Below are 25,130 nucleotides of genomic sequence, written 5' to 3' on the forward strand. Positions count from 1 at the left end.
CCGTGCGAGCAGAACGGCTAGTTCACTTAGGGCTTGCCTACCGGGTTACTTTGGCGAGTGGGTTGCTGGCACTATGCGCTATCGGCGCGGCTCGCAGCGGGACGACCCCTGATCGCTACGGCAACGACTTCACGGTGTTTTACGCGGCCGCCCAGCAAGCGCAATGCGCGGGCAACCCCTACGTCATTTCGATTCGCGCGGCAACGCCCTACCTCTACCCACCACTATTTGCGCAACTCCTTAGTCCACTCACGGTCTTTCCGCTCCCCACTGCGGCATTTCTATGGGCGGTCGGGAACATTGGTGGCTGGATTTGGTTGGCGCGCCTGGCGTCTGCCGTTGCTGGAAACCAGCCGCAACCCGGGTCGCGTCAGGTCTGGTGGTGGGTGAGCCTGGCTCCGCTACTCATCGGCAATGTCTTGCTGGGGCAGGTCAACATCTGGATTGCGGCGCTCGTCACCTTCGCCGTGGTGTCCGATGCCCGGCGGCAGCGCAGCGGCACGGCCGGCCTCGCGTTGGCAGTCGCCACCAGCATCAAACTGACCCCGGCGCTGCTCATCCCTTACTTTGTCGGACGCCGCGCCTGGCGCATCGTCGGGTGGTGGGCAGCCTGGGCAATCGTGCTGAACGGATTGTCGGCCGGTGCGCTTGGCTCAGAACGGTGGGCGATCCTCCACGATTGGTATGCAACCATTGTCGTCCAGGGCTGGCGCTTTGATTTCGCCACGCCGAGCAATCAATCGCTCTACGGCGCGGCGCTCCGGGTCGGGCGGGCGTGGTTCGGCTGCGATGACCTGCCGTACTGGCCGCTGGCGCTGGTCGGGGCCGGCGGGCTGTTCTGGGTTGGGCATGCCGGACGACACTTGAGCGGCGCGTCCGCCTATCCGGCTGCCGCGCTGGCCGCTGGCGGGTGCGTGCTGGCAGCCAAGCTGAGCTGGGTGGCGCACTTTGCCCTGCTGGCGCTCCCCATCGCGACGCTGCTTGCGAGTGAAAAGCCACGTCGCCTGGCCTGGCTGGCTATCGTCGCTTTTGCCGGGTGCGCCTGGTCGAGTTTTCGGGCCACGCCAAGCTGGCTGCGCTTGCGGGTGGAGGACTGGTCACTCTTTGCCGTAGCCGGGCTGATGGTGACACTGGCGCTGGCAACCTTGCTTCGGCAGTGTGGTCAGCGGGCGGCGTCGCCTGTGGCACAGGACACGCCCTGAGCGCTGCGACAAGGCGCGCCGGGACCGGTTGGGTGACGCCCAAAACCACGGCGTGGGCCCAAACGACATCAAAACTTGGGGCATGCCCGGTCAAGGCATGCCCCAAGTTGCTCCAACGCCGGCCCAAAGCCTATTCAATGACCCACGTATCGCCGCTATTGAGAAGCTTTTCCAGACTTCCCCGGCCGCGCGCCTGGGCCACTTCAAGCTGCTGCGCCGTGAGTTCCTCGAAGGTCGGCTTGAACACGTTCCGAAAAACACCCATCGGCACCGGAAACTCTGGAAAGTTCATCTGGGTGAGGAGGTAGGCCAGCGTTGGGTCTTCGGCGTTTTCATCGTGAACGAGCAAGTCGTCGGCCGTCACACCGTTTTCCCCAAGCGTCACGACTTCCGGCTTGATGCCGTTGAGCCGAATGCCCTTGTTGCGGTCCTTGCCAAAGATCATCGGCTTGCCATGCTCCAGGTAGAGCATGTTATCGGCGCGCACTTCCTTGTCGCTGATCGGCTTGTAGGCGCCATCGTTGAAGATATTACAGTTCTGGTAAATCTCAACGAACGACACCCCCTTGTGCCGCGCCGCCCGCTCGATAGTCGCGGCCAGGTGCTTGGTATCCACATCAATCGAGCGCGCCACGAAAGTCGCTTCGGAAGCAATCGCCATGCAGAGCGGATTGATCGGACGCTCGATGCTCCCCATCGGACTCGATTTCGTTTTCTTGCCGAATTCCGACGTCGGTGAATACTGCCCCTTGGTCAGCCCATAAATGCGGTTGTTGAACAGCAGGACGTTGACATCCAGGTTGCGCCGCATGACATGGATGAAATGATTGCCGCCAATGGATAGCCCGTCCCCATCCCCGGTGATGACCCAAACCGAGAGGTCGGGATTGGCCACCTTGATGCCGGTGGCAATCGTGGGCGCGCGACCGTGGATGGTGTGGAAACCGTAGGTGTTCATGTAGTACGGAAATCGGCTCGAACAGCCGATGCCGGACACGAACACGAGATTCTCACGGGGAATGTTGAGCTTGGGGAGTACCGATTGGACTTGGAAAAGAATCGAGTAGTCCCCACAGCCGGGACACCAGCGGACTTCCTGATCGGAAATGAAATCCGTCCGTTGCAGATTGAGAGGCGTTTCGGATGCGCCAGCGAGCTTGAGAAGTTCAGTCATAATAATGTGACCCGTATGAAAGCCTGTCGGACTGCGCGACGCCGATGGGAGCCGCCCGTGCCGCGAAGGAAGCGGCTACAGCAATGCCTTACAGCGCGCGATGAGTTCAGAGATTTTGAACGGCTTGCCGGCAACCTTGTTGATGCTCACGCTGTCCACCAGGAACATACCGCGGATCAGCAGGTTGAGCTGCCCTAGGTTGAGTTCGGCAACGGCCACGCGCTTGAAGCGCTTGAGCACGTCACCCAAGTTGCGGGGAAATGGGTTGAGGTAGCGCAAATGGGCGTTCGATACCCGGTAGCCCTGCCGGCGGAGTTCTTCCGTCGCCGTCGCAATTGCGCCGTACGTTCCACCCCAGCCCAAAATCAGTAGGTCGCCTTCCGGGTCGCCTTCCACGGCCAGATCGGGAATGACGTTGGCAATCCGGGCAATTTTTTCGGCGCGCAGGCGAACCATGAAGTCGTGGTTGGCCGGGTCGTAGCTCACGTTCCCGGTGCGGTGCTGTTTTTCCAACCCGCCGATGCGATGCTCCAGTCCAGGCGTCCCCGGCACGGCCCACGGACGGGACAGCGTTTGCTCGTCGCGCTCGTAGGGCAAAAAGCCCGTCGGGTCCTGCCGCAGAACCTGCTTCATCGCCGGAAGCTCGGACAACTGGGGGACTTTCCAAGGCTCCGCACCATTGGCGATATACCCGTCCGACAAATAGAAAACCGGCGTCATGAACGTCACGGCGAGGCGCACGGCCTCGACCGCCATGTTGAAGCAATCGCTGGGCGAGGATGGCGCGACGACGGCGACCGGACATTCACCGTTGCGCCCATAAAGCGCCTGAAGTAAGTCGGATTGCTCGGTTTTGGTCGGCAGCCCGGTGGAGGGGCCGCCGCGCTGTACGTTGACGATCACCACCGGCAGCTCGGTCATGACCGCCAGTCCGATGGCTTCGCTTTTCAGACAGACGCCTGGGCCACTCGTCCCCGTCAACCCGATATGTCCGGCAAAGGCGGCGCCGATGGCCGCGCCCATGGCGGCAATTTCGTCTTCGGCCTGAAACGACTTGACGCCAAAATTTTTGAGCCGCGACAGCTCGTGCAGGATGTCGGAGGCGGGCGTGATTGGATAGCTACCGTAAAATAGCGGCCGTTCCGCCAGTTCTGCGGCCGCCACGAAGCCCAACGCCGCCGCTTCGTTACCGGTAATCTTCCGGTACTTGCCCGGTGGCAGGCTGGCTTTCCGGACCCGATAGTGCGTCGTGAAAATCTCGGTCGTATCGGCGTAGTCAAACCCGGCCTTGAGCGTGCGCCGGTTGGCTTCGGCAATCTCCGGCTTGGCCCCGAACTTTTGCTCTATCCACCGATAGGTTGGTTCGAGCGGCCGGTCAAAGAGCGCAAAGACAATCCCGAGGGCGAAGAAGTTCTTGCAGCGCTCTTTGTTGCGCTTGGTCATCTCGACATCGGCCAGGGCGTTGTAGGTCAAGTCCGTGATCGGAATCGAAATGAGCCGGTAGCCCTTGAGCGAGCCATCGGTCAGCGGGTTTGACGTGTAACCGGCTTTGTCGAGATTGGCCTTGATGAACTCGTTTTCATTGACAATCAGAATCCCCCCCTCATGCAGGTCGGGGAGATTGACCTTGAGCGCAGCCGGGTTCATGGCCACCAAAACGTCCGGCTCGTCGCCGGGCGTACGGATGTCCATGCTCGAAAAGTTGACTTGAAAGCCGGACACGCCAGGCAAGCTTCCCTGGGGCGCGCGAATCTCGGCCGGGAAGTCCGGCAAGGTGCTGATGTCGTTGCCGAGCAGCGCGGCAGTGTTGGTGAATTGTGTCCCAGTCAACTGCATCCCGTCGCCGGAGTCGCCGGCGAAACGAACGGTGACAGACGTGACTTCCTGGATTTTTTCCTCGGTGTTGCCAAGGATGGCTGTGGATGACATCGGAATCTACTCCGCAGTGGCTCAAAAAATGCGTCGGTTATCGCTCAGGGAGCGGTCAGCGCGCTGGCTTTCCGCAGGAAAACAACAGCCCTAACCGCCCTCGACGGTCAGGCTGATTTGGTCGAGTTTCGGGGGGAGGTTGACGACATCTTGCGGGAAATGTTCGACGATGAAACTGATGATGTGGCGGGTCGAAATCACGCCCAGAATGTCGCCATCCGGGCTGAGAACTGGCAAGTGCCGATAGTTGCCGGCGTCCATCAGGCGCATGGCTTCGATGATGGAAGCGTCTTCACGGATGGTCGTTGGGTTAGGGGTCATAAAATCCCTGACTGGAGCATCATACCTTGACTCGATCCCGATCACCTTGAGTAAGTAGTCGCGCTCGGTCACGATGCCCAGTAATTGCCTATCCGCGCAGACGAAAGCGTAGCCGGCCCGTTCGGCCATCATGCCCTTGATGGTTTCAGCCAGCGAGGTGTCCGGGGTGACGATGACCGGACGCGATGGCTCCAAATGCCGGACTTTCCAATCACGAATAACTTGTTCAAGAGGCATGGTGACAATCCTCGGCGCTGGCTGTTGCAGCCGCCGCGCTCCTAAAGTGGAATCTCACAACCTCGCCTACGGCCACAAACCGGCCAGCCCAGCTTCTAGGCACATGCCAGCGAGGAGGCGTCGTATGCCAGATGCTATGTGAGAAATATCACTTTTGGCAATGCTCACCACTTAGAAATGCTCACCGCTTAGAATTTTTACTGCTCGGATGCTTTTCAAGACCGTCCTCACTATGCCCGTGCCGACAGAGCCCGGTCAGGCTCGGCGGCCGGTTGGGGCACAAGCCCCAGCACATCCCCCAGCATCGTCGTATTGAGATGCGCGGCCAACGAGGCCGCTTCATCGGCATCGAGGTCTTTCAAAAGCGGCACTTCAAGGTCGCCCTGGCGAATACCCAAAACACCCCACGCGCCGAAAAAGCGGGCTGCAGCCGCATCGTGCGGTGTGCCAAGAACCACCAAGCGGTCGCCAGCTCGCTCGATCACCAGTTCAGGCAGGCCGGCAATCGCGCCCATGGCCTGGCGAAAGAACAACCAGGTCGTGTAAAGCCCCGCGCTACCGGCGATGAGACACGCCACCCCGGCCAAGGAGAAGCCCTGCCCCAGACCGGCCGCGGCCGCCATCGTCGTGACGAATGACACAACCGCAAAGCCGACGGCCAGTAAGGATTTCAGCACGTCGGACAACTCACCATTCCGGGTCAACCAAAGCTTGCGCTCGGTGAAAACAATGCCCCGACCATTCGATAACAAGTATGATTCCCGCTTCATTGCCTTACTCCTTGATTGCCTTACTCCTTGGACTTAGGGTCGGCTCGTAGGATAGCCACTTTCGACGCTATTAGTTGTGCGCGCCAGCACATCCAAAAGTCAACGGCTTTCAACGATGGGCTCCCGTACCAACCTACCCCGCGCTAGCGCATGGTCAGCGCCAGGTGGTCAATGTAGGCCCGCGGGCCGGTCGTCAGACCGCGTGGGCGACGGAGGTTCTGAAGGCAGGTTTCCAGCGCCCGCCGGACAACGGCGAGGTCCATCTCGCGCTCAGTATTCTCGCGGTGGATTTGCTTGCACAACGCGATCCCCTCATCGAGCGCCTGCAACACAAACGCCACCGTGAGCGAAGCGTGGTCGAGCGGTATCTCAGTCGCCGCCGCCGTCGCCGACAGCGCCTCGTTCAGAGCTTCCTGGACGTCCTCATCCAGGATGGTTGGGTTGGGAACGGTCGCATCGGCAAGGTGGCGCTCGATGGAAAAGATCGTGCCACGCACCAAGTCTTGCGTCATGGCCAACCCGATGGCATCTTCCAGCCCCTCGCTGGCGATGGCGCGCACTGGGGTATCCCAGCCGGCCGGACGCAGCGTGAGCCGGTCAGATTCCAGGATGGCCGTCCGGTAGCGAACGTGCTGGGGCAGCGCGTACCGCGGATGACGTGCGCCGAGCTGCTTTTTCTGCGCCCGGTCGGAGATATAGTAGGCGTCAATCCCGCCCAGCGCGTTTTTCTTGATTTGCTCGGTGTAGATGCTCGGCAGCGGATCATCCAGAACCGGGCAAAAGAATACGCCCGGGAGCAGCGATACCGTCGGCAGATCATCAAACCGCTTCAGGAAATCCGCAAAGTTGTCGGGGGGCGGCTTTTCGATGTAGTCATTGATACGCTTGCCGAACGCAATGACCCGCGCGCACTGGAGCTTGTCGGCCGGAAGCCAGCGGAAGGGCGTGTCGGACATCAACTGGTTGAGCTGCTCGACGGTCAACCGGTCGAAGAAGACTTTGATGATGCCATCGCGTAGTTCGTCAATGCACAGCAGGGCGACATCCTGGTGGTTCTCGTCAAGCGGCAGGACATGAAGTAGAAAGCGCAGTCCAAGGTAACGTCCCCAGACCGAGCGGGCGGTGGAAGCATCGGGCGCAGGGGTGAGCACCGGCCGCTCACTGACGACCTGGCGCTGTTGCGCCCGGAGTTTTTGAGCTTTTGTTTTTTTAGGCATAGGGCATGTCAAAGCGACGCGGACGCCGTCCGCGAACCATCCAGCCGGACTTGCCGAACCAGAGCCGAACCAAATCAGCCAGGGGGCCCGAACGCTGTCGGTATGGTCAGACCATCGGCGGGGGCGTCGGGCGATTGAGAACGGCTATCGTGAGCCGGCTGACACAGACGAGCCGTCCATCATCGTCACGGATTTTGATGTCCCAGACGTGCGTACTCGAACCAATATGCAGTGCCGTCACCGTCCCGTGAACGTAGCCGTCCCGCGCGGCGCGAATGTGGTTCGCGTTGATTTCCAGCCCAACGATCATTCGCTCTGGTGAGACAAGGTGGGAAGCCACGCTGCCGAGTGTTTCCGCCAGGGCGACCGAGGCCCCGCCGTGAAGCAGGCCGAAGGGTTGTTTCGTTCGCTCATCAACCGGCATGCGCGCCCGCAGAAACGTCGGCGACGCTTCCGTAAACTCGATTCCTAGGTGGGCTGCCAGTCCGGTGCGCGCCGAGGACAGATTGGCGGGGGCAGCGTCGGAAGGAAAGACGGCCAATGATTGTTCATTCATAGACATTGCTTGTGATTCAACGTTCAGGCGAGTCACAGCCGGCGCGAAAGCGCCAGTTGCCGTGACTCACGAACGCAGGAGATTGAGCGTGGCTCCAGGGAGGCTACCGATGTGGGGAGCTATCGGTTACGCCCGTACTGTTCATGGCTCGATACCCAGTCATGCGAGCTAATGGCCGAAGCGAGCGAGAGTTCACCGGCCAGGACGACCGCCGCCACGATTTCAGCGAGCTTGTTGACATTACCCGGCCCATCGCAGCCAAGCAACTTCAGGCATTCTTTCTGAGTCGGCAGCCCGGTGCCGCCCCCATAGGTCGCCACGATGAGCGATGGAATCGTCATCGAAAGATAGAGCGCGTCTTCCGGGGTACGCTCGCAGTAGAGAATCCCGGCCGACGACTCGGACACATTGGCCACGTCCTGTCCGGTCGCAATGAACATCGCCGTCACGCCATTGGCCGAATGTGCGCCGTTGTTGTTGACGCCCGACATGAAGCCACCGATGGACTGCACCTGGAAGTGGTAGTGCAGCGACTCCGGCGAGGTGCGCATCACCTGCCGGAGCAAGTCACCGGGAATGGTGGCTTCGGCCGTGACGCGCTTGCCGCGGGTCATGATGCTGTTGATTTGTGACGCTTTTTTGTCAGTGGCAAAGTTCGACTCCAAAAACCAGCGGACGACTTTCCCCTGGTTTTGCACAATCCACTGGCAGGCGGCGTAGGTTGCCCGTCCCACCATGTTCTGGCCGGCGGCATCGCCGGTTGAGTAGTTGAAGCGCGTGTAGAGAAACTTGTTCGACTGGTAGAACTCGATATTGAGCAGCTTGCCAATTCGGGTGGTGGACTCGGCGGCCGCTTTGACTTGGTCAAAGTTTTCTCGCAACCAGTCAGCGAAGTCACGGGCGTCGCGGGCATTTTGGAAAATGAACACTGGGGCGCGTTGCATTTGGTCGGCAGAGACCGTGCAGAGCACCCCGCCCGCCATTGTGAGCGCCTTCATGCCCCGATTGTAGCTCGCCACGAGCGTGCCTTCCGAAGTCGCCATGGGCACCAGAAACTCCCCTTGGGCGTGTTCCCCGTGGATGAGAATCGGCCCGGCCAACCCAATTGGAACCTGCGCGACACCGATGAAGCTTTCTATGTTGCCCCGGCACACATGTGGGTCAAACGAATAGCGGTTGATGTGTTGGAGCGGCTCACCAGTCCGCTGCTGCACCAGTTCCTGCCGCTGACGAATGATGTCATCAGCATAGTCATCTTCTTTACTGTACGGGACACGCACAGAAGCCATACTTTGTTCTCCTTCGGAAAGAATGCGAGGTACGGGAGCGCATAGTGAACAGCGCGCGTTATACATCACAGCCGTTGCGCGTCAACCCCGATTCATCGGTGGGTTGGGGACGCTTATGGGAAACACCTAACTTTTCCACGTTGCCAGACGTTTGACAAACCCAAGCTGGCTTGCCAGCATCTCTACACAGCGTGCCAATCGTAGCATTAGCGCGGTTTTGCAAATTAACGGAGGGCTGGATTGACGCCCCCCAGTACAGGTTGCGCTCGGCGCTAGCCGACTCACCAGAGAACCCATCTTGAACCACTTTGAGGAGAGCTTGTTTGCCATGAAAACCGTTTCGATTGTTGTCTTGAGCCTCGCGTTCACCGCAGGTCCGCTTGGTTCGGTCGCTGTCGCCCATGTGGGCGGAGCGATTCAGGGACAAGACAACGCTGCCAAGCAGCGCAAGGAATACGACGACTACAAAAAAATTGAGTCTGAGCAGGATCCGGCAAAGAAACTTGAACTGGCGCGCGCGTTCTTTGAGTCTGAACCGACACCAACCTATGTCAAGTATGTGCAAGGTCAAGTCAATGCGGCTCGCTATGCGCTATTTACCCGCTACAAGGAAGCCGGCGACCTGGCCAACGCGGTCAAGATTGCCGATGAGTACGTGGCTTCCGTCCCGGAGACTGATCTTTTCTTTGCGTTCCAACTGACGACGCTTGCCGAAGGCAAAGCCTTGAAGCAGGGGGTTTCGCCGACGGCGGCTCCCGCGTGGGACGAAGCTGCCAAGTACGCAGCCAAAGCCCTCAGGCTGGTCGTCGAGGAAAACAAGTCTGAAGCCATGCTCTACGACGCCAAAACAACGACGTGGGACAAAGTCAAGCCCGGCTTCATTGCCTATTTCCACCGTCTCCAGGCCCTGGCTCACTTCACCGCCAAACGCAATAACGAAGCTGAAAAGTCGCTTCTGGCTTCTATCGAAGCAAAGTGCGACGCTTATCCCGACGTCTATTTCCTGCTCGGGCAAATCCACAACGCGCGGTACGATGAAAAAGCCGGTGTGTTCAACAAGCTCTCGGCCGAAGCCCAAGGTGAAGAAAAGGGTCAAAAGCTGCTTCAGGAAGCTAAGGACGAAGCCAAAAAGGCATCGGAATTTTTTGCGCGTGGCATCCTTATTGCCGAAGCCTCTCCCAACAAGGATGCGTACAAAGCGGTTGTCGCCAACGCCCGCAAAGAGCTTGAAGAGGCTTATGAAATCTGGAACGACGGCAAGCAAGATGGGTTGGCTGAATACTTGGCAAGCTTCAAATCAAGCTGCCAGCCATAGCCCCCTGAGGGCCGGTCGCGCGGGTGACGCCCGGCTGGCGACCGGCCGTGGGTTTGCCATTACAGGCATCAACGCTCATGGCTAAACGTAGCGGTCAAGCCCTCGAAGTTCAGATGGCCCAGCTTGAGGAAGCGCTGGGCCATTCGTTCGTTCGACGCAACCTACTCGTCGAGGCCGTTACCCACCGTTCCTATGCTACCGAGCATCCCCCTAGCCCACATAACGAACGCCTGGAGTTTCTAGGGGATGCGGTTTTAGGTTTTATTATCTGCGCCTGGCTCGTTGAGCGGTTTCCCACGGCTACGGAGGGGGAATTGGCCAAGGCCAAGGGTCACTTGGTTGCTTCAACGCAACTGGCGCAGGCCGCGACGCGCATTGGTTTAGGCAATGCCCTCCGACTTGGGCGCAACGAGGAACAGCAGGGCGGCCGGCGCAAGCAAACCCTGCTTGAAAACGCCTTCGAGGCCGTCATCGCGGCCATCTATCTCGATGGCGGCATTGCCGCCGCCGCCGCCGTCGTGCGGCGCATCTTTGCCGACGAGGTAGCCACGCTCGACTTCGCGCGCATTGCCGCCCTTGACGCCAAGACGGCGCTTCAGGATTGGCTGCGCTTCCAGCGTCGTCCACTACCCTGCTACGCCACGGTGGCGGTCGAGGGACAATCCCACCGGCCGACGTTTCATGTCACGGTGAGTGTCGAAGGCCGCCTGCTTGGTGAAGGCCATGGTTCGAGTCGTAAGGCCGCCGAGCAAGCGGCGGCGGCCCTGGCGCTCCAGCAGTTGAAAGCCGAGGTTGAGCAGCATGGCGGCCACTGATCAACCGACGCGCCGCCCCGTCTCACGACGGTGGCAGTGGCTTTTACTGGCGGGGGGAGCCGTCCCGGTCGGGGTCTTCCTGCTTTTGTTCGGCGCGCCACGGCTCATCCCAAGTCGCTGGCTCGTTCCCCGTTTGGAAGGACTCTTGAGCAAGGCCCTCGGCGCGCCGGTTCAACTGGCGAAGGCGCAAGCCACGTCGTTTCTCCCGCTGACGATTGCCGTCCAAGATGCCACCCTTGGTCAGAACCGCCCGGAAGACCGACTGACCGGCACCATTCGCCGCGCCGAGTTCGGCATTGGATGGCTCAACCTCTTTCGCCAGCGCCCAACGTTCACGCACCTGACCGTGCAGGAGGCCGCCATCCGCCTCACGGCCGGCCCGGCAAGCTCGTCTCCGGCAGCCTCGGTCCCGGCTTTGCGCCACCTCGCCACGGCGTTTCTGTCCGCAACTGACGCCGCGGCGCCGGCCGATGCCGGGACGTTCACCATCGAAACCCTGACGGTGAGCGACTGCTCGCTGCGCTGGAGCGATACGCCATTTGCGTTCGAGCACTTGCATACGACCGGGCAGGTTCGGGGGCGTGACGTGGCGCTTGGCCGTACGACAGCGGATTGGTTGGGCGGCAAGCTGGACGCCACGGCCGCGCGTCTGACGTTCGCGCCGGAACGCCTTGGCTTTGCCATCACCGGGCGACTGACCGACCTTCCGACCGAGCAACTGGCTCGTCCCCCCGAAACGCCGGCCGTCACCGGTCGGGGGACGTTTCGGCTAGACGTGATCGGGCAGTATGCGTACGAGCCGCAAAGGTTCGAGGGGTTGACCGGGTCAGGCGACGTGGTCATCCGGGAAGGAAGCCTGCCGCGCCTGCGGCCGGGTATCATCGGACGCACGATGACCACACCTTCACTGCCGTCACAGATTGGTGGTTTTGAGCTTGGTTCACTGCGGGAACGCTTGCTCGGCCCGGCCGAGCCCAAGCCGGAGCCACCCCCGAACCCCACCGGGCTGACCTTCCGCGAGATGACGTTCCGCTTTGAGTTGGAAGGCACGCTGGTCAAGCTCGACGGACTGACCTGCGACGTTGAGGAAGGTCGGCAAGTGACCGGCAAGGGGACGGTTTCGCTGGCGGAGCGCCCATCTCCAATCAACTTCGACCTGCGGTTCCCGCTCAACTTCGTCACCGGCGGCAGGGGCAACACGCTACCCTTGCTTGGCGCGTTGAGCGAGCGCCAAATGGTGCCGGTACGGGTGACCGGCACCTTCGAGCGTCCGGTCATCGAAATCATCGGATTGTCGCTGTAGAATGGCGCTATGCTCGACCTGACGCAGTTGCCACCCGAAGCCTTCCGTCGCTGGGATGAATCCCCGGACCCGATTTTCTACGCCCAGCCGCGCTTCGTCACACACATTGATGCCGGCGCCATTGCCGCCGTCACCCAGCTTTACCGCGAATACTTTCCGGCCGGCGGCGACCTGCTGGACGTCTGTTCGAGTTGGGTAAGCCACCTTCCCGAAGACATAGCGTATCGGCAGGTCATCGGGATTGGCCTGAATGCGGCCGAGCTGGCCGCCAATCCGCGGCTGACGCAGTGGTTCGTACATGACCTGAACGCCAACCCATGCCTGCCCCTGCCGGACGCTTGCCTGGACGCCGCCGGACTCTGCGTTTCCGTGGACTACCTGGCGCATCCGATCGCCGTCCTGCGCGACGTCGGGCGCGTGTTACGCCCTGGTGGACCGCTCGTCATCACGTTTTCCAACCGTTGTTTCCCGACCAAAGCCATCGCCATTTGGCTAGCCCTCACCGACCACCAGCGTTGCCGGTTGGTTGAAGGCTTTTTGCAGGCGGCCGGGGTCTGGCGCGACATCCAGACGCTTGACCGCAGTCCCGGTGGTGGGGATCCGCTCTATGCCGTGATCGGGAGGCGGGTATGACCATTCACTGTCTCGTGACGGGCGGGGCGGGGTTCATCGGGAGTCACTTGACAGAGCGGCTCGTTCGTGACGGCTACCGGGTGCGGGTGGTGGACAGCCTCATCACCGGCTTTCGGCGGAACTTGGCTGCCGTTGCCGACGACATCGAGTTCATCGAAGGGGCGCTGGAGGATCCCGCCGTTGCCCGGCGGGCCGTCGCCGGCATCGAGGTGGTCTTTCACCAGGCGGCGCTGCCCAGCGTGCCGCGCTCCGTCCTGGACCCCTTTGCCGCGCAGCGGTGCGGCGAAATTGCGACCCTGACCCTCCTGCATGCGGCAGCCCAGGCCAGCGTCCGACGGGTGGTGTACGCCTCGTCGTCGAGCATTTACGGTGACACGCCGACGCTACCGAAAGTCGAAACCATGCCGCCGCGGCCGCTGAGTCCGTACGCGGCAACGAAGCTGGCCGGCGAAGGCTACCTGGCGGCCTACGCGGCGCTGACCGGGATGGACACCTTGTGCCTGCGGTACTTCAATGTCTTCGGCCCGCGCCAGGACCCGACCAACCAGTACGCCGGGGTGATTGCCAAATTCGTGACGGTCATGGCGCGGGGCGAGCGCCCGACGATTTACGGCGACGGCACGGCGACGCGCGACTTTACGCCGGTGGCGAATGTGGTCGAGGCCAACCTCTTGGCGATGATGACGCCAGGGCGCTTCCAGGGCGACGTGTTCAACATTGCCTGTGGGCGACGCATTGCTATCGGTGACTTGGTCGCCCAGCTCAATCACCTTTTCGGGCAAGCCATCGAACCCATCCATGCCCCGCCCCGACCGGGCGACATTGCCCATTCGTTGGCTGACATCGCCAAGGCCAAGCGCGCTTTGGGCTACTGCCCGACCGTGACATTTGAAGACGGCTTACGCGAACTGGCAACGCTGTATCAATGATCGGACATTATCCATCAAGGAGCAGAAGCCACTTCTGAGCGAGAAAGCACTGTGGGTATCAACTGCCTGCGTTTGGCTCTGGGGGGTATCCGCAAGCTCACGCTCGAAGACGTGCCGAAAGAGGAACCGTAGGGCGTTGCAGGCTTGATTCTGGGCTGACTGGGCTTTTCCCTTTTCAATTTTCAATAAATGGCGAGAGGAGGTTTTTGTAATAGCCAATCGCCCACCGGACTTCGGCCGGTTGTTCCACCGTCTGTCCCTTGGAAGTCAGCTTGGCGATGAAGGGCGACACACTCCCAAGAGCTTCGGGTTGATACTCATACTTGTTACAGAAATGCAGGTAGAAGCGCACCCACTTCCGATATTCGGACCATCGTGCTGGTGGGATATGTTTGGGTCTCGGCGCGTCATCAAACCTGGGACTAACCTTGGGAAACTACTCATGAGGGTTGCTCTGTATATCCTTACAAACTGCATGTTATCCGAGACTCCCACCAGGCTTGGAGAGACTTGATATAGCTTGACTAAACTTTGCTCTGGAGGACATATCTGCGGATTCAGATGGCTAGTAGGGGCTGGATATGGGCTGCTTTTGCGGTTCGTCCTTACAGGCTGGCGGATTACTACCGATGTAGTTTGATGTCGTGCAGCTTAATCACTGGTTAGGTTCCCAGGGGTGACTGCGCCTCAACGTTACACAACAACACTTCCCACATTAAATTGAACACAAATTTTTGAGTTAGGCTACCCACTATGAAGAGCTCTAGTTCAGCATACAATTTACCGTTATTTCACGATCCTTTGGATAATGGTGCGGAAGAGCAAGAGACCCCAAAACCAAAGAGAACATCGCCCTTGAATGATCTGGATCTCAACCGCTGGCGTGAATACGACGACATAACAACCGATTCGCTTTGGCTGATTCCCGAACGTGACAGAAGCGGAGCACATCTTGCTGATTACCACGGTAATTTTGTTCCTCAGATTCCATACCAGGCTATGCGGCGCTTCACCAAACGTGGAGATCTTATACTCGATGCTTTCTTGGGTTCTGGCACTTCCTTGATTGAATGTCGCCGACTTGGTCGCCACGGGATAGGGATCGAACTCAAACCTGAACTTGCACAGCAAGCAGATGACCGTATTGCTAGCCAAAGCAATCCCTATAATGTCAAAACAATAGTTTTGACAGGTGATAGTAGCAATACTGTATCCACCCCACGAGTCATTACACATGCTGTTGAGGAAATAGGCAAGGAACAAGTCCAGCTCGTCTTCCTTCATCCACCCTATCATTCAATAATCAAGTTTTCTGACCAACCAGAAGACTTGTCTAATTGTCCCTCTGTCGAGTCCTTTATACAAAAGTTTGGTCAGGTTGTAGATGTTGTCACGCCATTTCTAGAAACTGGCCGGTTTCTCGTATTAGTTATTGGAGACATGTACGCAGCAAGCGAGTGGATACCACTTGGTTTTCACTGCATGCAGGAGGTAATAGGACGAGGCTTTAGCTTAAAGAGTATTGTTGTCAAGGACATGCAGGGGAATCGTGCTAAGCGGAATCTAGAAAACATCTGGCGCTATCGTGCTCTAGCTGGCGGTTTCTATATTTTCAAACACGAATATGTAATGTTTTTCAGGAAAGGTATCAGGAATGGACGAACTGCCATTTAGGAAAGGTACAAAGATATACCAAACTTTTCATATACTAGCCGATGGAAAATGGCACTGTGGCAAGCATGAATTGCCTGGAACTCAGCCGGCAAAAGCAATTCAAATCATTAGACAAAACGGTTATGAAATAAAAAACAAAACCATCCATTGTAGGGTATGTAATGAAAGCACAGTACATAGAAAGCTGGCATCAACCACCCCTACAACTGCACCGGTGGTGCGCTCTGTTCTGCCTGAGACATTAAAGAGGCGAGTCAAGGTAATCTATAGCAATGTAGAAGCTATCACCCAGCGTAAATATGAACCAGCAGAACTAGAAGTTGACCACCGCTTTCCACAGGTACGATGGTCGTCACCAGAAGGCATGAACGATCCGAATATGTCAGACGCTGAAATCACTGCCAAGTTTCAGCTCCTTACCCGCCAACACAATCTTTGGAAAAGTCGTTACTGCGAGAGATGTGTGAAAACGGGTACACGCGGGACTTTTGTAGGAATCAACTACTTCTATAAGGGTAATTCAATTTGGCCGGAAGATATACCCTGGGACGACGAGCGTGGCTGCTATGGCTGCTTTTGGTATAACCCAGAAAAGTGGCGTCAAAGTCTGAATGATCTTATAGCTCGCAGATGTGAGAAAGTTGGAGAACTCTGAAATACTCTTTTGTGGTCAAGCGAGGGGGACTGACCAAGGCATGCAGCGGACGCCAAAAAGTGTCATCCTTTTTGACTGCGCAAAAAGGCCGCCGCTTTCCGGCGCCGCTGATGCGTGACGTTGGGCAGCGTGTTGAAGCTTCGGCAGAGGAGAAAGTAGATGGCTCTGTTCCGTGTGTACTTGGTTGCAGTTCTGCTGGGACTTACTGGTTACACGTTGGTGGTCGGAATCAACCACGGCTGGAACCTGTTACCTGTCTTCTTTGGCAATATCGCCGAGATGAGCTGGTCCGGTCAGTTCAACGTCGACTTCATGACGTTCCTCGGCCTGTCTGGAATCTGGGTCGCATGGCGTCACCAGTTCACGAGCAGTGGCGTTGCGCTCGGAGTGGTCGCGTTCTTTGGCGGCATGATGTTCCTGGCGCCGTATCTGCTGTGGGCAAGTACGGCGGCGCATGGCGACGTAAAGGTTCTGTTGCTTGGCAGCGAGCGAGCAAATTCCGGCAAATAGCGCGCTGCTACCCAACCATTCGCTGCAGGCGCGACCGCCCTGACGGGCGGCGACCTGAGCTCAAACGTCAAGCCAAGTGATAATGAAGTCAGGTAGATGCAAGTTCTGTGAATCAGATGCGCTTCTTGTCAAAGCGCATATCTACCCAAAGAGCGTCTACGACTATATTCGTCGCGGCGACAAGTACCCGAGCAAGCTGTATTCCTCCGATTCACGAATCCATCCCAAGAGAACCCAGATCGGCGTGTACGACCAAACCATCCTATGTCAGACATGCGAGGACGGTTTCAAGAAGTATGATGACTACGGAGCGGCACTGCTCCTGAAAGATGTGGACCCCGCCACGCTCATCCCGAACGCCAATACGCCGGTAGCCTATTCGGTTGCAAAATATGACTACACGAGACTGAAGCTCTTCTTTCTCGGCGTTTTATGGCGCGCCTCCGCATCCAGACACGAAGTGTTCCAGAAGTGCGACTTGGGTCCGCACGAGCATGCTGTCCGCGCAATGATTCGAGATGGTGATCCCGGAGGCCCTGAAGACTTTGGCGTGGCTCTGCGACGATACATTGATGACCTCGGTCAATATTCGACAACCAGCCCATATAGAACAAAGATCTGTGGTGTGAATTTCACTGTATTGCACATGGCAGGATACAAAGCCTTCATCAAGACAGATCGGCGTCTGTTGCCAGTGGAATTTGCACCATGTGTCCTCGCTCCGGGGCGGCCCTTGTACGTGCTGACCCACGATATTCGCCTAGACAAGGATTTCGCATTCATGCGGAAGGTAGTCATGAGTAGAACCCATAGGAAGTAGGGCCTAACCAGAGGGATATGCGGACTGGCGACCCGCGGACGGCTCGCCAGTCCGCATATCCCTGATGTTGAGCGTCATTTCAACCTTGTGGGGTAGGCGATAAAGTCAGAAGAGTCGGCGATCCAGAAAGCACTTGGAGACTGATCTTGCGCCACGCGGGAAGGTCGGCACGATGATGTTCTTGCGAATCATCAAGAGGATGCCGACACGCTCCGCTTGCTCCGCGTGCGGCGGATGCTCGCTGTTGGGCTGAAGGAGAGTCATGAGCATTCCGCCCCTCATTGCTGAGGCAATCATTTTTTTATTGTGTTCCTGGCCCATACGGTTGTTGGAAACCGTGAAGCGCTGAGTACGCGGCCGCCAGTGCCGGACGGCGCTGCCGCCGCAGAGTCCACCACGGTTGACCGCAACTGGGTTCAATCCCTTTGTGTCTTTCAGTTGGTCACGGCCGACTTGTTTGTGTTGTCCCTGCTGCTGTTCGCGCCGGGCGCTACAGATCTCGTACCCGCCAAGCGTGAGGTGGCCTTGGCAACAGCGATGTTCTTCGCCCTTTGGGGCTTAGCATGGCTTATCCAGCTTCTGGTGTTACGTCGTCGCCTGAGAGACTATATCCTCCTAAGCCAGTGGCTGTTCTGGTTCGTTTGTGCCGGACTGCTTTTTTGGGGCGCAGGCTCTATGAAAGGGCCCAACCATGCGCTCGCAGCCGGCGGCTGAGATTCGACGGTCGGCAGTTCTTCCTGACCACCCCGTTCGTCCCCGCTGCGGAGATCGGGACCGCCACTGGCCAGGAGTTCATTGCCCTGTACGTGTTCGACCAAGCCGGCCAACTAGTGTCGGCCACCATCAACGACTTGGGGCTGCGGGCTACGATGGACGAACCGGCCCGCCTCGCCCGGTGGGAGTCGCTGTTGGCGTCCCTCGGCCCGGTCAAGCGCGGGCGGATCAAGGTTGCTCCGTTCTGCATCGAGATGTTTGGGATGGAGTTCGGCAGTATGTGTCGTGGATTCATGACGTGGACTTCGCCCGGGCTGTCCGCTGGCTGATCGATCACGAGCTGGACGGGGCCATTAACCTGACGTCGCCGAACCCGCTGCCGAACCGTGAGTTCATGCGTGCCCTGCGGTGGGCGTGGGGGGGGGGCACGGTTGGGGCTGCCCGCGACACGGTGGATGCTCGAACTCGGGGCGGTGTTCCTCCGAACGGAGACCGAGTTGATCTTAAAGAGCCGGCGGGTCGTCCCTGGCCGGCTTTTGCAGTCCGGATTCATCTTCCAGTTCCCAGACTGGACTGGGGCGGCGGAAGACCTGTGCCGAAGGTGGCGAGAGGCGAATGGCAGAAGTGCAAAGCACGCCGAACCAGGCGCTGCACCTGACCGGCGGGGCATGTAGGCTTTCCCAGATTCGTAGCTCACTCGGCTCCCGCCGCTTATGCTTGTCGTTAGGCGGAAAGAAAGAACACCAGGCAAGGTTCTTACGTCAATAATCTTCGTCACGACCTCGAAAATGCCATAGCCTTCTATCGTGACAAATTGGGCTTGGTTCTCCAGTTCTCGTCGCCAGAACATGGCTACGCGTCCTTCGCGGCAGGTGCGTTCGACTCGGGGTCGCGCTGTCAGGGGCGAATTAGGCTGATCTGGTGGGGCGTCGTACAGGTGTTAGCCTCGAAGTTGCTGACCTTGAGGCTGCGCACCGCCTGCCCTTGTTCAGAACTGAGTGACAAGAAAAGAACATCAGAGCATTGAGAGGCTGATGTTCGGTAGAAACAATCTCCTTTTCATTCGCTGATAGAGGGTAAGGATGCATGCCACTGGCAAGTGGAGCGAGAGATGGGTTTGGTGAGTAACCGGTTACAGATCCAGTGGGCTTTTCAGCGGCTTGAGGTCGGACTTGATGGTGTGGGTATAGATCATCGTGGTGCGGACATTACTGTGACCCAGCATCTGCTGGATCCGGCGGATATCGTAATTGGCTTGCAACAGGTGGGTGGCGAAGCTGTGGCGTAAGGTATGTGGTGAAACTCGCTTCGGGATCCCTGCCCTCAAGGTGGCAGCTTTGATGGCTCGCTGAATATCAGTTTCTTGCACATGGTAACGACGCAGTTCCCCTGTTTCCTTGGCCCAGTCAGGCTGGGAGCATGGAAAAACCATTGCCAGACTAGCTCTCACGCCGCTCCTTTGGATTTCTTGTCAAAATTTCCCGGCATAAATACCCCGGCATACCCTCTGGCTAAGCCCTCCTGATGGAGAGCTTTAATGCGCTCCAATTGCGCTATGTAGCTTGACTAAACTTTGCTCTGGAGGACAATATCTGCGGATTCAGATAGCTGGTAGGGGCTGGACATGGGCTGTTTTTGCTGTTCGTCCTTACAGGCTGGGGGATATACTACCGATGTAGTTTGATGTCGTGCAGTTTAATCACTGGTTAGGCCGCACAGGACGACCAGTGCGGCAGTTCAGAACACGCAGCAGCCGAGACCGCGCCGCACGCTCAAGCCCGTGAAGTCGCTGCGGTCGTTCTCACAGCACGCAAAGCGCCAGGAAGCTGTGCGCTTGCTAGCCTATGCTTGACCACTTTCTTCAGCCGCAAGAGCATGCGCATGACAACCAGCAACTTGATCAAACCCGCAGTACACGTCGGACTTGGCACAGCTCTCTTGCTTCTTGTTCCGCTGATCGCCATGCAGTTTACTAAAGAAGTGTCTTGGGGACCTGGTGACTTCTTTGCCGCTGCCCTACTGCTCTTTGCAAGTGGCATGTCGTACTCACTCGTCGCGCAGAGAGTTCGTACATCGAAGCAGCGGGCCGCAGTAGCTGTGGTCGTGTTGGCCGTGCTCGCGGTTGTTTGGGCAGAACTAGCAGTCGGACTGTTTGATTAGGCAGCAGTGCAAGGTGCGGCCCCTACCCCCTCGCTCCCCCCCCGACCCGCTACGGTAGCCACTGCCTGGCCGCTCCAGCCATAGCATTCATCGTCCTTCCGCGGCCAGTCGGCGTCTGCCTCCGCGGTCGGGGTTGGCTCGAACGTTAAGTTGCTCAACATAGTCCCAATCGCAGGTCTCTGGCAAGAACATAAACACCGACTGCGTAACTACATCGCTAGGCGCGTCCGGGAACGTCACGTTGCGGAAGACATCCTTCAGGACGTTTTCGTTAAGGCGCAGGCCAGCTTTTGCATACGGTTACGTCGCCAGGGAGTGTTTCGGCCTGGCTGTTCCGGGTGGCGGGCCAGCGCCATCGCTAACTACTACCGAACCCACAAGACCACGGAAGAACTGCCCGAGGACCTCTCGGCGCTCGAGCGAGAGCGGGACTACGTCGCCGAGTTGGCTTCCTGTCTCCAACCGATGATCGCTGGCCTGCCCGATATTTACCGGACGGCCCTGACTTGTCAGAGATCAAAGGAATCCCGCAAAGGGAGGTTGCGGATTGGCTGGGTATTTCCGTGTCAGGCGCAAAGTCCAGAGTCCAGCGCGGTCGCGAGAAACGGCGCGAACGCTTATCGCAATGCTGTGAGATAGAAACCGGACGAAATAGCATTGTCGGTTACGAAGTTCGAGACAAGCGCTGTGGCTGCGATGGGGCTTGAGCAAATTTTGCGTCCTTTTCAGGCGATCTACGTATATACGGGTAGGCACAGCACATGCCGCAACTCAACTACCGGAGATCCTATATGAATACCCAATTGATTGATAGAAGTGGCCAGGTTGCGGGGGGATGCTGCGGCGGACCGGCCCCTGAGGGGGTAGCGGCTTGCTGCGTCAAGGACGCAGAAGCCAAAGTTGGAGGTGCCAAAGTTGGAGGTGAAGTGGGCGGCGGATCTGGCTCGGCACCTCATAAGGAGGGGACACTTTCTTCTTGCTGCGGCGAAAGCAGCCCGGCGTCGAAAGACCCAAGAGGAAACGTCGCAAGTCAGGTTACGCGCGACGAAATCCGCCAGGCTGTTCGCACTCAGTACAGTCAGGTTGCGGAAAGCGACGGCTGCGGCTGCGGGACCGCCGGCTCGGCGTGTTGCGGTTCGACGGGTACCGACCTCAACACGTTGTCGCAGGCGCTGGGGTACTCGCCGTCCGAGGCAAGTTCGGTTCCGGCGGGTGCCAACATGGGGCTGGGATGCGGCAATCCGCAGGTGATCGCCAGCCTGCAACCCGGCGAGACCGTCGTCGACCTCGGCAGTGGCGGCGGATTCGACTGCTTCCTGGCATCGCGCCAAGTTGGCGATACCGGTCGGGTCATAGGCGTAGATATGACGCCCGCGATGGTTTCCAAGGCACGCGCCAATGCAGCCAAAGGAAGCTATCGGAACGTCGAATTTCGCCTTGGCGAGATTGAGTCGCTGCCGATCGCCGATGCGACGGCAGACGCGATTATTTCCAACTGCGTTATCAATCTGTCGCCGGACAAGCAGCGCGTTTTTTCGGAGTCCTATCGGGTCTTGAAACCCGGTGGCCGGCTGGCGATCGTTGATATCGTTGCATTTGCCGAACCCCCCGAGGAAATCCGCCAGGACATGGCACTCTTTACCGGATGCATGGCTGGCGCATCGCTCGTCGAGGAGATCGAAACAATGCTGCAAACAGCCGGTTTTCAAGAAATTCGAGTCTCTCCGAAGGGCGAGAGCAAATCGTTCATTCGCGATTGGGCGCCAAACGCGCCGATCACGGACTATGTTGTGTCCGCAACTATCGAAGCAGTCAAGCCCGCAACCTAACCAAACATTCCACTAGACCTGCACGAAAAGCCGTGCAGGCCGGTGACTTCAAACGTGAGGCGGCTATGCACATCACTACACCAAATCGCGCCACACACAGCTACAGGCAAAGACTGCACGCACCACCTGCCAGGGTCTTTCCGCTTCTGTGCCCGGTGCGGGAGACGGAGTGGGTAGAGGGTTGGGCGCCGGAGCTTGTCATCAGCACTTCCGGCGTTGCCGAGCGGGATTGCGTGTTCATCACGCCGGACAAACTCGGAAAGGCGATTTGGTATGTCACACGCCACGAGCCGACGAGATGGTTCGTCGAGATGTTAAGGATTGTGCCCGGAGTGACAGCCTGTCGGCTGGAGATTCAGCTTTCCGAAGATAGCGACGGTTGTTTTGCGGATGTTAGCTACAGCCATACGAGCATCGGTCCTGCGGGTGATGAGTTCGTAGCCGCCTTCACTGCCGACTACTACATGAGGTTTATGCAGGCTTGGGAGGCACAGTTGAATCATTTCTTGAAGACTGGCTCGATTGACAGATGACCACGCCGCCGGACCATGCGCGGCAGCGAACCCGGCGTGAGCGTCGCGGTTGCAATCGTAGCGCCCGAGTGCCGGGGCGTTGAGCTTGTCGTTAGGCTTCACAGACCCCACCAACTGCCGTATGTCCGGTCCGCCAACCCTTCACTTCTTCTGCAGAAAGCCGGAGCCGGCAAGACGACTGTCGCATCCCGTGTCGTGTAAGAGCTCAGCGCGATCCTGATCTCCGAAGACATCTGGCTCACCCGACTGTTCGGCGATCAGATGAAGACCTTCGGCGACTACATCAAGTTCTCACAGAAGTTGAAGACCGTTGTTGGCCCGCTTGTCGTGGACCGACTGACAACCGGTCAGTCGGTGGGGCTGGACTTCCAGGCGAATACAAAGACCGGGCGAGCTTGGTTCCGATCGGTGTTTGGGCAGGCAGGCGCTGCGCACGTCCTGCACGGCGTGAACACGCCCGACGAAGCGTGTCTGTCACGGATTGCGAAGCGCAACGCCGAGCGACCCGAAGGTTCCCATCACCTGACGGAGGAGGACTTTGTCTGTGTCTCGTCGTTCTTCCAAGCACCGGAGGAAGCTGAGGGCTTCAGCGTCAAGAACCACGCAGCGGGAGCGCGGTGAAGCCTAACCCTTCACTCGAGCGGACTGCTACGGCTACGCAGCTTGGCCCTTCCAGGGCCAGCCAGTATTGTACCCTCTAGGGACAAGCCACTCCGCCAGGGGCAGCCACTCAACTCAAACGTTAGGTCGCAACCCGTCGTCACGGTCAGGAGGCAACACGTGAAGCAATATCGAAACCCTTTACCGCAGCTTGCAGGGTCATTTTTCCTGACTGATGGTGGCATTGAAACTACCCTGATCTTCATACCATTTTTGCTCAATCGTATAGATGAAGAGGTTCGTAGAAACTTTATTCAAGAATGTTGCAAGACCGTATAGCATTACGAATGTTAAAATCAAAGCGATGGGTTATTTTTTTGAGGAGACAAACGAACGTACTTTTCGATAGGTGCTAATCTTACGGAGGTTGTTTCAAATGTCCAACTTACTTGAGCGAATTACAGTAAATCCTGGACAATGCGGTGGCCGTCCATGTATTCGCGGCATGAGAATTCGAGTGTCTGATGTTTTGGATCTATTTGCAGCAGGGCTAAGTTCCGAACAGATTTTAGAGGAACTACCTGATCTGGAAATGGATGACTTGAGAGCAGTACTTGTCTACGCTTCACGTAAACTCAATCATCCTGTTTTAGTTGCATGACAACGATTTGGATTGATGCACACTTGTCACCTGCGATCGCAACTTGGATTGCAGATACATTCGGGGTAACAGCACTAGCTTTACGTGACCTTGGGTTGCGAAATGCCGAAGATCTAGAAATCTTTGAGGCTGCAAAATCTCAAGGGGTTATTTTCATGACTAAAGACAGTGATTTTGTAGATTTAGTCGAACGACTCGATTCACCACCACAAATTATTTGGTTAACTTGTGGCAATACGTCAAATGCGAAGCTAAGAGAGATATTGAGTTCAGTTCTACCAAAAACACTAGAGTTGCTACGTTCTGGTGAAAAATTGGTAGAGATTAGTGGAGATTAGCACGGTGGCATAACAACCCCAATGCACCCGACCGATGAAAGGAGACACAGTTGCCCATCACCGCATTCAACAGTTTCAACGACGGTCTCGCTCCGAATCAAAGAAGCCGGGAGCATTTCATCGCCAACATTGATCTGGAAGACGGCCCACACTAGGTACCGTCTGCTGATGGTGTCTGGATTCAGCTCTGCCACTTCAACGTCATGTCCGGCGGATTCAGCGTTGTCGTGAAAGTTCTCCCCGGCGCCGCGCTGGGTACTCACTACCACATCGGGGCCGTTCGGGGCTTCACGATACGTGGACAGTGGCGGTACCTGGAACATGACTGGGTTGCAAAGCCCGGCACGTTCATGTACGAGCCCGCCGGCGAGGCTCAGACGCTGGTCATCACGGACGACTCCCCGGAGCCGGGGCTGATCTTCTTCGCCGTCGAGGGGTGCCTCATCTACCTGGACAAGGCGGTCGATGGTGGTTTCGCTGCTTATGAGGACGGCTTTACCGCCTTGGAACTGGCCCGAAAATACTATTGTGAGGACGGTCTCGATGTGCGCAAACTGGATGCGCTAGTTCGGTAATTGGACTGCGGTCTAACAACCGATTGCAGCGGACGGCCCTGACGGGCCGCCGCTGAGTTCACGCGTTAGGCGCTTCAGGGCCTAGGACATGATCTTCGTGCGGTGGGCAATGGTGGGGGCGGTATATTTCGCCATCGTGTTTGGGATCGGGTTTGTCCTCGGTCCTATTCGCGTACTGTGGCTCGAGCCCTGGCTGGGTCTGCGTGCGGCGGAGCTGATTGAGGCTCCGTTCATGCTTGCGGCGATCATCCTCGCCGGCCGATGGGTTGGCCGAGCGTTGTGTTCCTCGCAACGCTCGGCATTCCGGCTCAGCGTCGGACTACTCGCGGCTGGGCTGGTGCTTGCGGCCGATGTGGGCGTTGGTGTGGGGC

At 58.1% G+C, this 25,130-nt stretch carries 29 protein-coding genes and 1 pseudogene; 20 read left to right on the plus strand and 10 right to left on the minus strand.

Going from position 1 to position 25,130, the window contains the following annotated elements; all coding sequences use genetic code 11:
• Positions 1 to 2: 2 nt before the first annotated feature.
• A complete protein-coding gene (locus J8C06_RS13650) occupies positions 3 to 1,202 on the plus strand; it encodes a glycosyltransferase family 87 protein (RefSeq protein WP_211429980.1) in 1,200 nt (399 codons plus the stop codon).
• Positions 1,203 to 1,332: 130 nt separating this feature from the next.
• Here J8C06_RS13650 and J8C06_RS13655 read toward each other — a convergent pair whose 3' ends face one another.
• The 7 genes from J8C06_RS13655 to J8C06_RS13685 form a co-directional block, all read right to left on the minus strand.
• Positions 1,333 to 2,376: a 2-oxoacid:ferredoxin oxidoreductase subunit beta gene (locus J8C06_RS13655; protein WP_211429981.1), complete on the minus strand. Its 1,044-nt coding sequence runs from the start codon at positions 2,374 to 2,376 to the stop codon at positions 1,333 to 1,335.
• Positions 2,377 to 2,451: 75 nt separating this feature from the next.
• The gene (locus J8C06_RS13660; protein WP_211429982.1) at positions 2,452 to 4,305 is read right to left on the minus strand and encodes a 2-oxoacid:acceptor oxidoreductase subunit alpha; all 1,854 of its coding nucleotides are present in this window, start codon (positions 4,303 to 4,305) and stop codon (positions 2,452 to 2,454) included.
• Between the two features lie 90 nt (positions 4,306 to 4,395).
• Positions 4,396 to 4,863, minus strand: a complete 468-nt coding sequence (locus J8C06_RS13665; RefSeq protein WP_211429983.1) for a CBS domain-containing protein — start codon at positions 4,861 to 4,863, stop codon at positions 4,396 to 4,398.
• Between the two features lie 230 nt (positions 4,864 to 5,093).
• Positions 5,094 to 5,633, minus strand: a complete 540-nt coding sequence (locus J8C06_RS13670) for a hypothetical protein (protein ID WP_211429984.1) — start codon at positions 5,631 to 5,633, stop codon at positions 5,094 to 5,096.
• 143 nt (positions 5,634 to 5,776) lie between these two features.
• Positions 5,777 to 6,850 (minus strand): hypothetical protein, encoded by a 1,074-nt coding sequence (locus J8C06_RS13675; protein WP_211429985.1) that lies wholly within the window; start codon positions 6,848 to 6,850, stop codon positions 5,777 to 5,779.
• Positions 6,851 to 6,956: 106 nt separating this feature from the next.
• Positions 6,957 to 7,406 carry a hotdog fold thioesterase gene (locus J8C06_RS13680; RefSeq protein WP_211429986.1) on the minus strand — a complete coding sequence of 150 codons (450 nt, stop codon included), beginning with the start codon at positions 7,404 to 7,406 and terminating at the stop codon, positions 6,957 to 6,959.
• Positions 7,407 to 7,525: 119 nt separating this feature from the next.
• Positions 7,526 to 8,695 (minus strand): hydroxymethylglutaryl-CoA reductase, encoded by a 1,170-nt coding sequence (locus tag J8C06_RS13685; RefSeq protein WP_211429987.1) that lies wholly within the window; start codon positions 8,693 to 8,695, stop codon positions 7,526 to 7,528.
• A gap of 328 nt (positions 8,696 to 9,023) precedes the next feature.
• On the opposite strand from J8C06_RS13685, the gene J8C06_RS13690 reads away from it, so the two are divergent.
• The 5 genes from J8C06_RS13690 (at position 9,024) to J8C06_RS13710 (ending at position 13,690) form a co-directional block, all read left to right on the plus strand.
• On the plus strand, positions 9,024 to 10,010 hold the full coding sequence (locus J8C06_RS13690; RefSeq protein ID WP_211429988.1) for a hypothetical protein: 987 nt from the start codon (positions 9,024 to 9,026) through the stop codon (positions 10,008 to 10,010).
• Positions 10,011 to 10,087: 77 nt separating this feature from the next.
• The gene (gene rnc / locus J8C06_RS13695) at positions 10,088 to 10,825 is read left to right on the plus strand and encodes a ribonuclease III (RefSeq protein WP_211429989.1); all 738 of its coding nucleotides are present in this window, start codon (positions 10,088 to 10,090) and stop codon (positions 10,823 to 10,825) included.
• On the plus strand, positions 10,812 to 12,128 hold the full coding sequence (locus J8C06_RS13700; protein WP_211429990.1) for an AsmA family protein: 1,317 nt from the start codon (positions 10,812 to 10,814) through the stop codon (positions 12,126 to 12,128). Before rnc ends, J8C06_RS13700 begins: the two co-directional genes overlap by 14 nt.
• 9 nt (positions 12,129 to 12,137) lie before the next feature.
• Positions 12,138 to 12,761 (plus strand): class I SAM-dependent methyltransferase, encoded by a 624-nt coding sequence (locus tag J8C06_RS13705; RefSeq protein ID WP_211429991.1) that lies wholly within the window; start codon positions 12,138 to 12,140, stop codon positions 12,759 to 12,761.
• Positions 12,758 to 13,690 (plus strand): SDR family oxidoreductase, encoded by a 933-nt coding sequence (locus J8C06_RS13710; protein ID WP_211429992.1) that lies wholly within the window; start codon positions 12,758 to 12,760, stop codon positions 13,688 to 13,690. The genes J8C06_RS13705 and J8C06_RS13710 overlap by 4 nt, the downstream gene beginning before the upstream one ends.
• 175 nt (positions 13,691 to 13,865) lie before the next feature.
• Here J8C06_RS13710 and J8C06_RS13715 read toward each other — a convergent pair whose 3' ends face one another.
• Complete coding sequence (locus J8C06_RS13715) at positions 13,866 to 14,042, minus strand: hypothetical protein (RefSeq protein WP_211429993.1); 177 nt, start codon at positions 14,040 to 14,042, stop codon at positions 13,866 to 13,868.
• Between the two features lie 401 nt (positions 14,043 to 14,443).
• Here J8C06_RS13715 and J8C06_RS13720 point away from each other — a divergent pair, with 401 nt between their 5' ends.
• From J8C06_RS13720 to J8C06_RS13735, 4 genes are all read left to right on the plus strand, one after another.
• Positions 14,444 to 15,364 carry a DNA methyltransferase gene (locus J8C06_RS13720; RefSeq protein ID WP_211429994.1) on the plus strand — a complete coding sequence of 307 codons (921 nt, stop codon included), beginning with the start codon at positions 14,444 to 14,446 and terminating at the stop codon, positions 15,362 to 15,364.
• Complete coding sequence (locus J8C06_RS13725; protein WP_211429995.1) at positions 15,345 to 16,019, plus strand: hypothetical protein; 675 nt, start codon at positions 15,345 to 15,347, stop codon at positions 16,017 to 16,019. Before J8C06_RS13720 ends, J8C06_RS13725 begins: the two co-directional genes overlap by 20 nt.
• Positions 16,020 to 16,178: 159 nt before the next feature.
• On the plus strand, positions 16,179 to 16,529 hold the full coding sequence (locus tag J8C06_RS13730) for a hypothetical protein (RefSeq protein ID WP_211429996.1): 351 nt from the start codon (positions 16,179 to 16,181) through the stop codon (positions 16,527 to 16,529).
• Between the two features lie 82 nt (positions 16,530 to 16,611).
• On the plus strand, positions 16,612 to 17,349 hold the full coding sequence (locus J8C06_RS13735; protein WP_211429997.1) for a hypothetical protein: 738 nt from the start codon (positions 16,612 to 16,614) through the stop codon (positions 17,347 to 17,349).
• Positions 17,350 to 17,454: 105 nt separating this feature from the next.
• Here the strand turns inward: J8C06_RS13735 and J8C06_RS13740 are convergent, their stop codons facing one another.
• Positions 17,455 to 17,619: a hypothetical protein gene (locus J8C06_RS13740; RefSeq protein WP_211429998.1), complete on the minus strand. Its 165-nt coding sequence runs from the start codon at positions 17,617 to 17,619 to the stop codon at positions 17,455 to 17,457.
• Between the two features lie 36 nt (positions 17,620 to 17,655).
• Between J8C06_RS13740 and J8C06_RS13745 the strand changes: the two genes are divergently transcribed.
• The 3 genes from J8C06_RS13745 to J8C06_RS15535 all read left to right on the plus strand — a co-directional run bounded on the left by J8C06_RS13745 (position 17,656) and on the right by J8C06_RS15535 (position 18,737).
• A complete protein-coding gene (locus J8C06_RS13745) occupies positions 17,656 to 18,063 on the plus strand; it encodes a hypothetical protein (protein WP_211429999.1) in 408 nt (135 codons plus the stop codon).
• A gap of 116 nt (positions 18,064 to 18,179) precedes the next feature.
• A complete protein-coding gene (locus J8C06_RS15250; RefSeq protein WP_246602189.1) occupies positions 18,180 to 18,392 on the plus strand; it encodes a hypothetical protein in 213 nt (70 codons plus the stop codon).
• A 126-nt stretch (positions 18,393 to 18,518) separates the two neighbouring features.
• A complete protein-coding gene (locus J8C06_RS15535; protein ID WP_455423737.1) occupies positions 18,519 to 18,737 on the plus strand; it encodes a DUF1731 domain-containing protein in 219 nt (72 codons plus the stop codon).
• 458 nt (positions 18,738 to 19,195) lie between these two features.
• On the opposite strand, the gene J8C06_RS13755 is transcribed toward J8C06_RS15535, so the two are convergent.
• Positions 19,196 to 19,513 (minus strand): tyrosine-type recombinase/integrase, encoded by a 318-nt coding sequence (locus J8C06_RS13755; protein WP_211430000.1) that lies wholly within the window; start codon positions 19,511 to 19,513, stop codon positions 19,196 to 19,198.
• 431 nt (positions 19,514 to 19,944) lie between these two features.
• Between J8C06_RS13755 and J8C06_RS13760 the strand changes: the two genes are divergently transcribed.
• From J8C06_RS13760 to J8C06_RS13790, 7 genes and pseudogenes are all read left to right on the plus strand, one after another.
• A complete protein-coding gene (locus J8C06_RS13760) occupies positions 19,945 to 20,223 on the plus strand; it encodes a hypothetical protein (protein ID WP_211430001.1) in 279 nt (92 codons plus the stop codon).
• A 791-nt stretch (positions 20,224 to 21,014) separates the two neighbouring features.
• Positions 21,015 to 22,052 (plus strand): arsenite methyltransferase, encoded by a 1,038-nt coding sequence (locus J8C06_RS13765; protein WP_211430002.1) that lies wholly within the window; start codon positions 21,015 to 21,017, stop codon positions 22,050 to 22,052.
• Positions 22,053 to 22,117: 65 nt separating this feature from the next.
• Positions 22,118 to 22,585 (plus strand): hypothetical protein, encoded by a 468-nt coding sequence (locus tag J8C06_RS13770; RefSeq protein ID WP_211430003.1) that lies wholly within the window; start codon positions 22,118 to 22,120, stop codon positions 22,583 to 22,585.
• 216 nt (positions 22,586 to 22,801) lie between these two features.
• Positions 22,802 to 23,206, plus strand: coding sequence for an AAA family ATPase (locus J8C06_RS13775; RefSeq protein ID WP_343216905.1), 405 nt, complete (start codon positions 22,802 to 22,804; stop codon positions 23,204 to 23,206).
• A 415-nt stretch (positions 23,207 to 23,621) separates the two neighbouring features.
• Positions 23,622 to 23,846 (plus strand): DUF433 domain-containing protein, encoded by a 225-nt coding sequence (locus J8C06_RS13780; RefSeq protein ID WP_211430004.1) that lies wholly within the window; start codon positions 23,622 to 23,624, stop codon positions 23,844 to 23,846.
• Positions 23,843 to 24,184 (plus strand): DUF5615 family PIN-like protein, encoded by a 342-nt coding sequence (locus J8C06_RS13785; RefSeq protein WP_211430005.1) that lies wholly within the window; start codon positions 23,843 to 23,845, stop codon positions 24,182 to 24,184. The genes J8C06_RS13780 and J8C06_RS13785 overlap by 4 nt, the downstream gene beginning before the upstream one ends.
• Positions 24,185 to 24,351: 167 nt before the next feature.
• A pseudogene (locus J8C06_RS13790) lies at positions 24,352 to 24,759 on the plus strand (2,4'-dihydroxyacetophenone dioxygenase family protein); the annotation flags it as partial.
• Positions 24,760 to 25,130 lie beyond the last annotated feature (371 nt).

The organism is Chloracidobacterium validum (genome assembly GCF_018304825.1).
In the GTDB taxonomy this organism is placed as follows: Bacteria; Acidobacteriota; Blastocatellia; order Chloracidobacteriales; family Chloracidobacteriaceae; genus Chloracidobacterium; species Chloracidobacterium validum.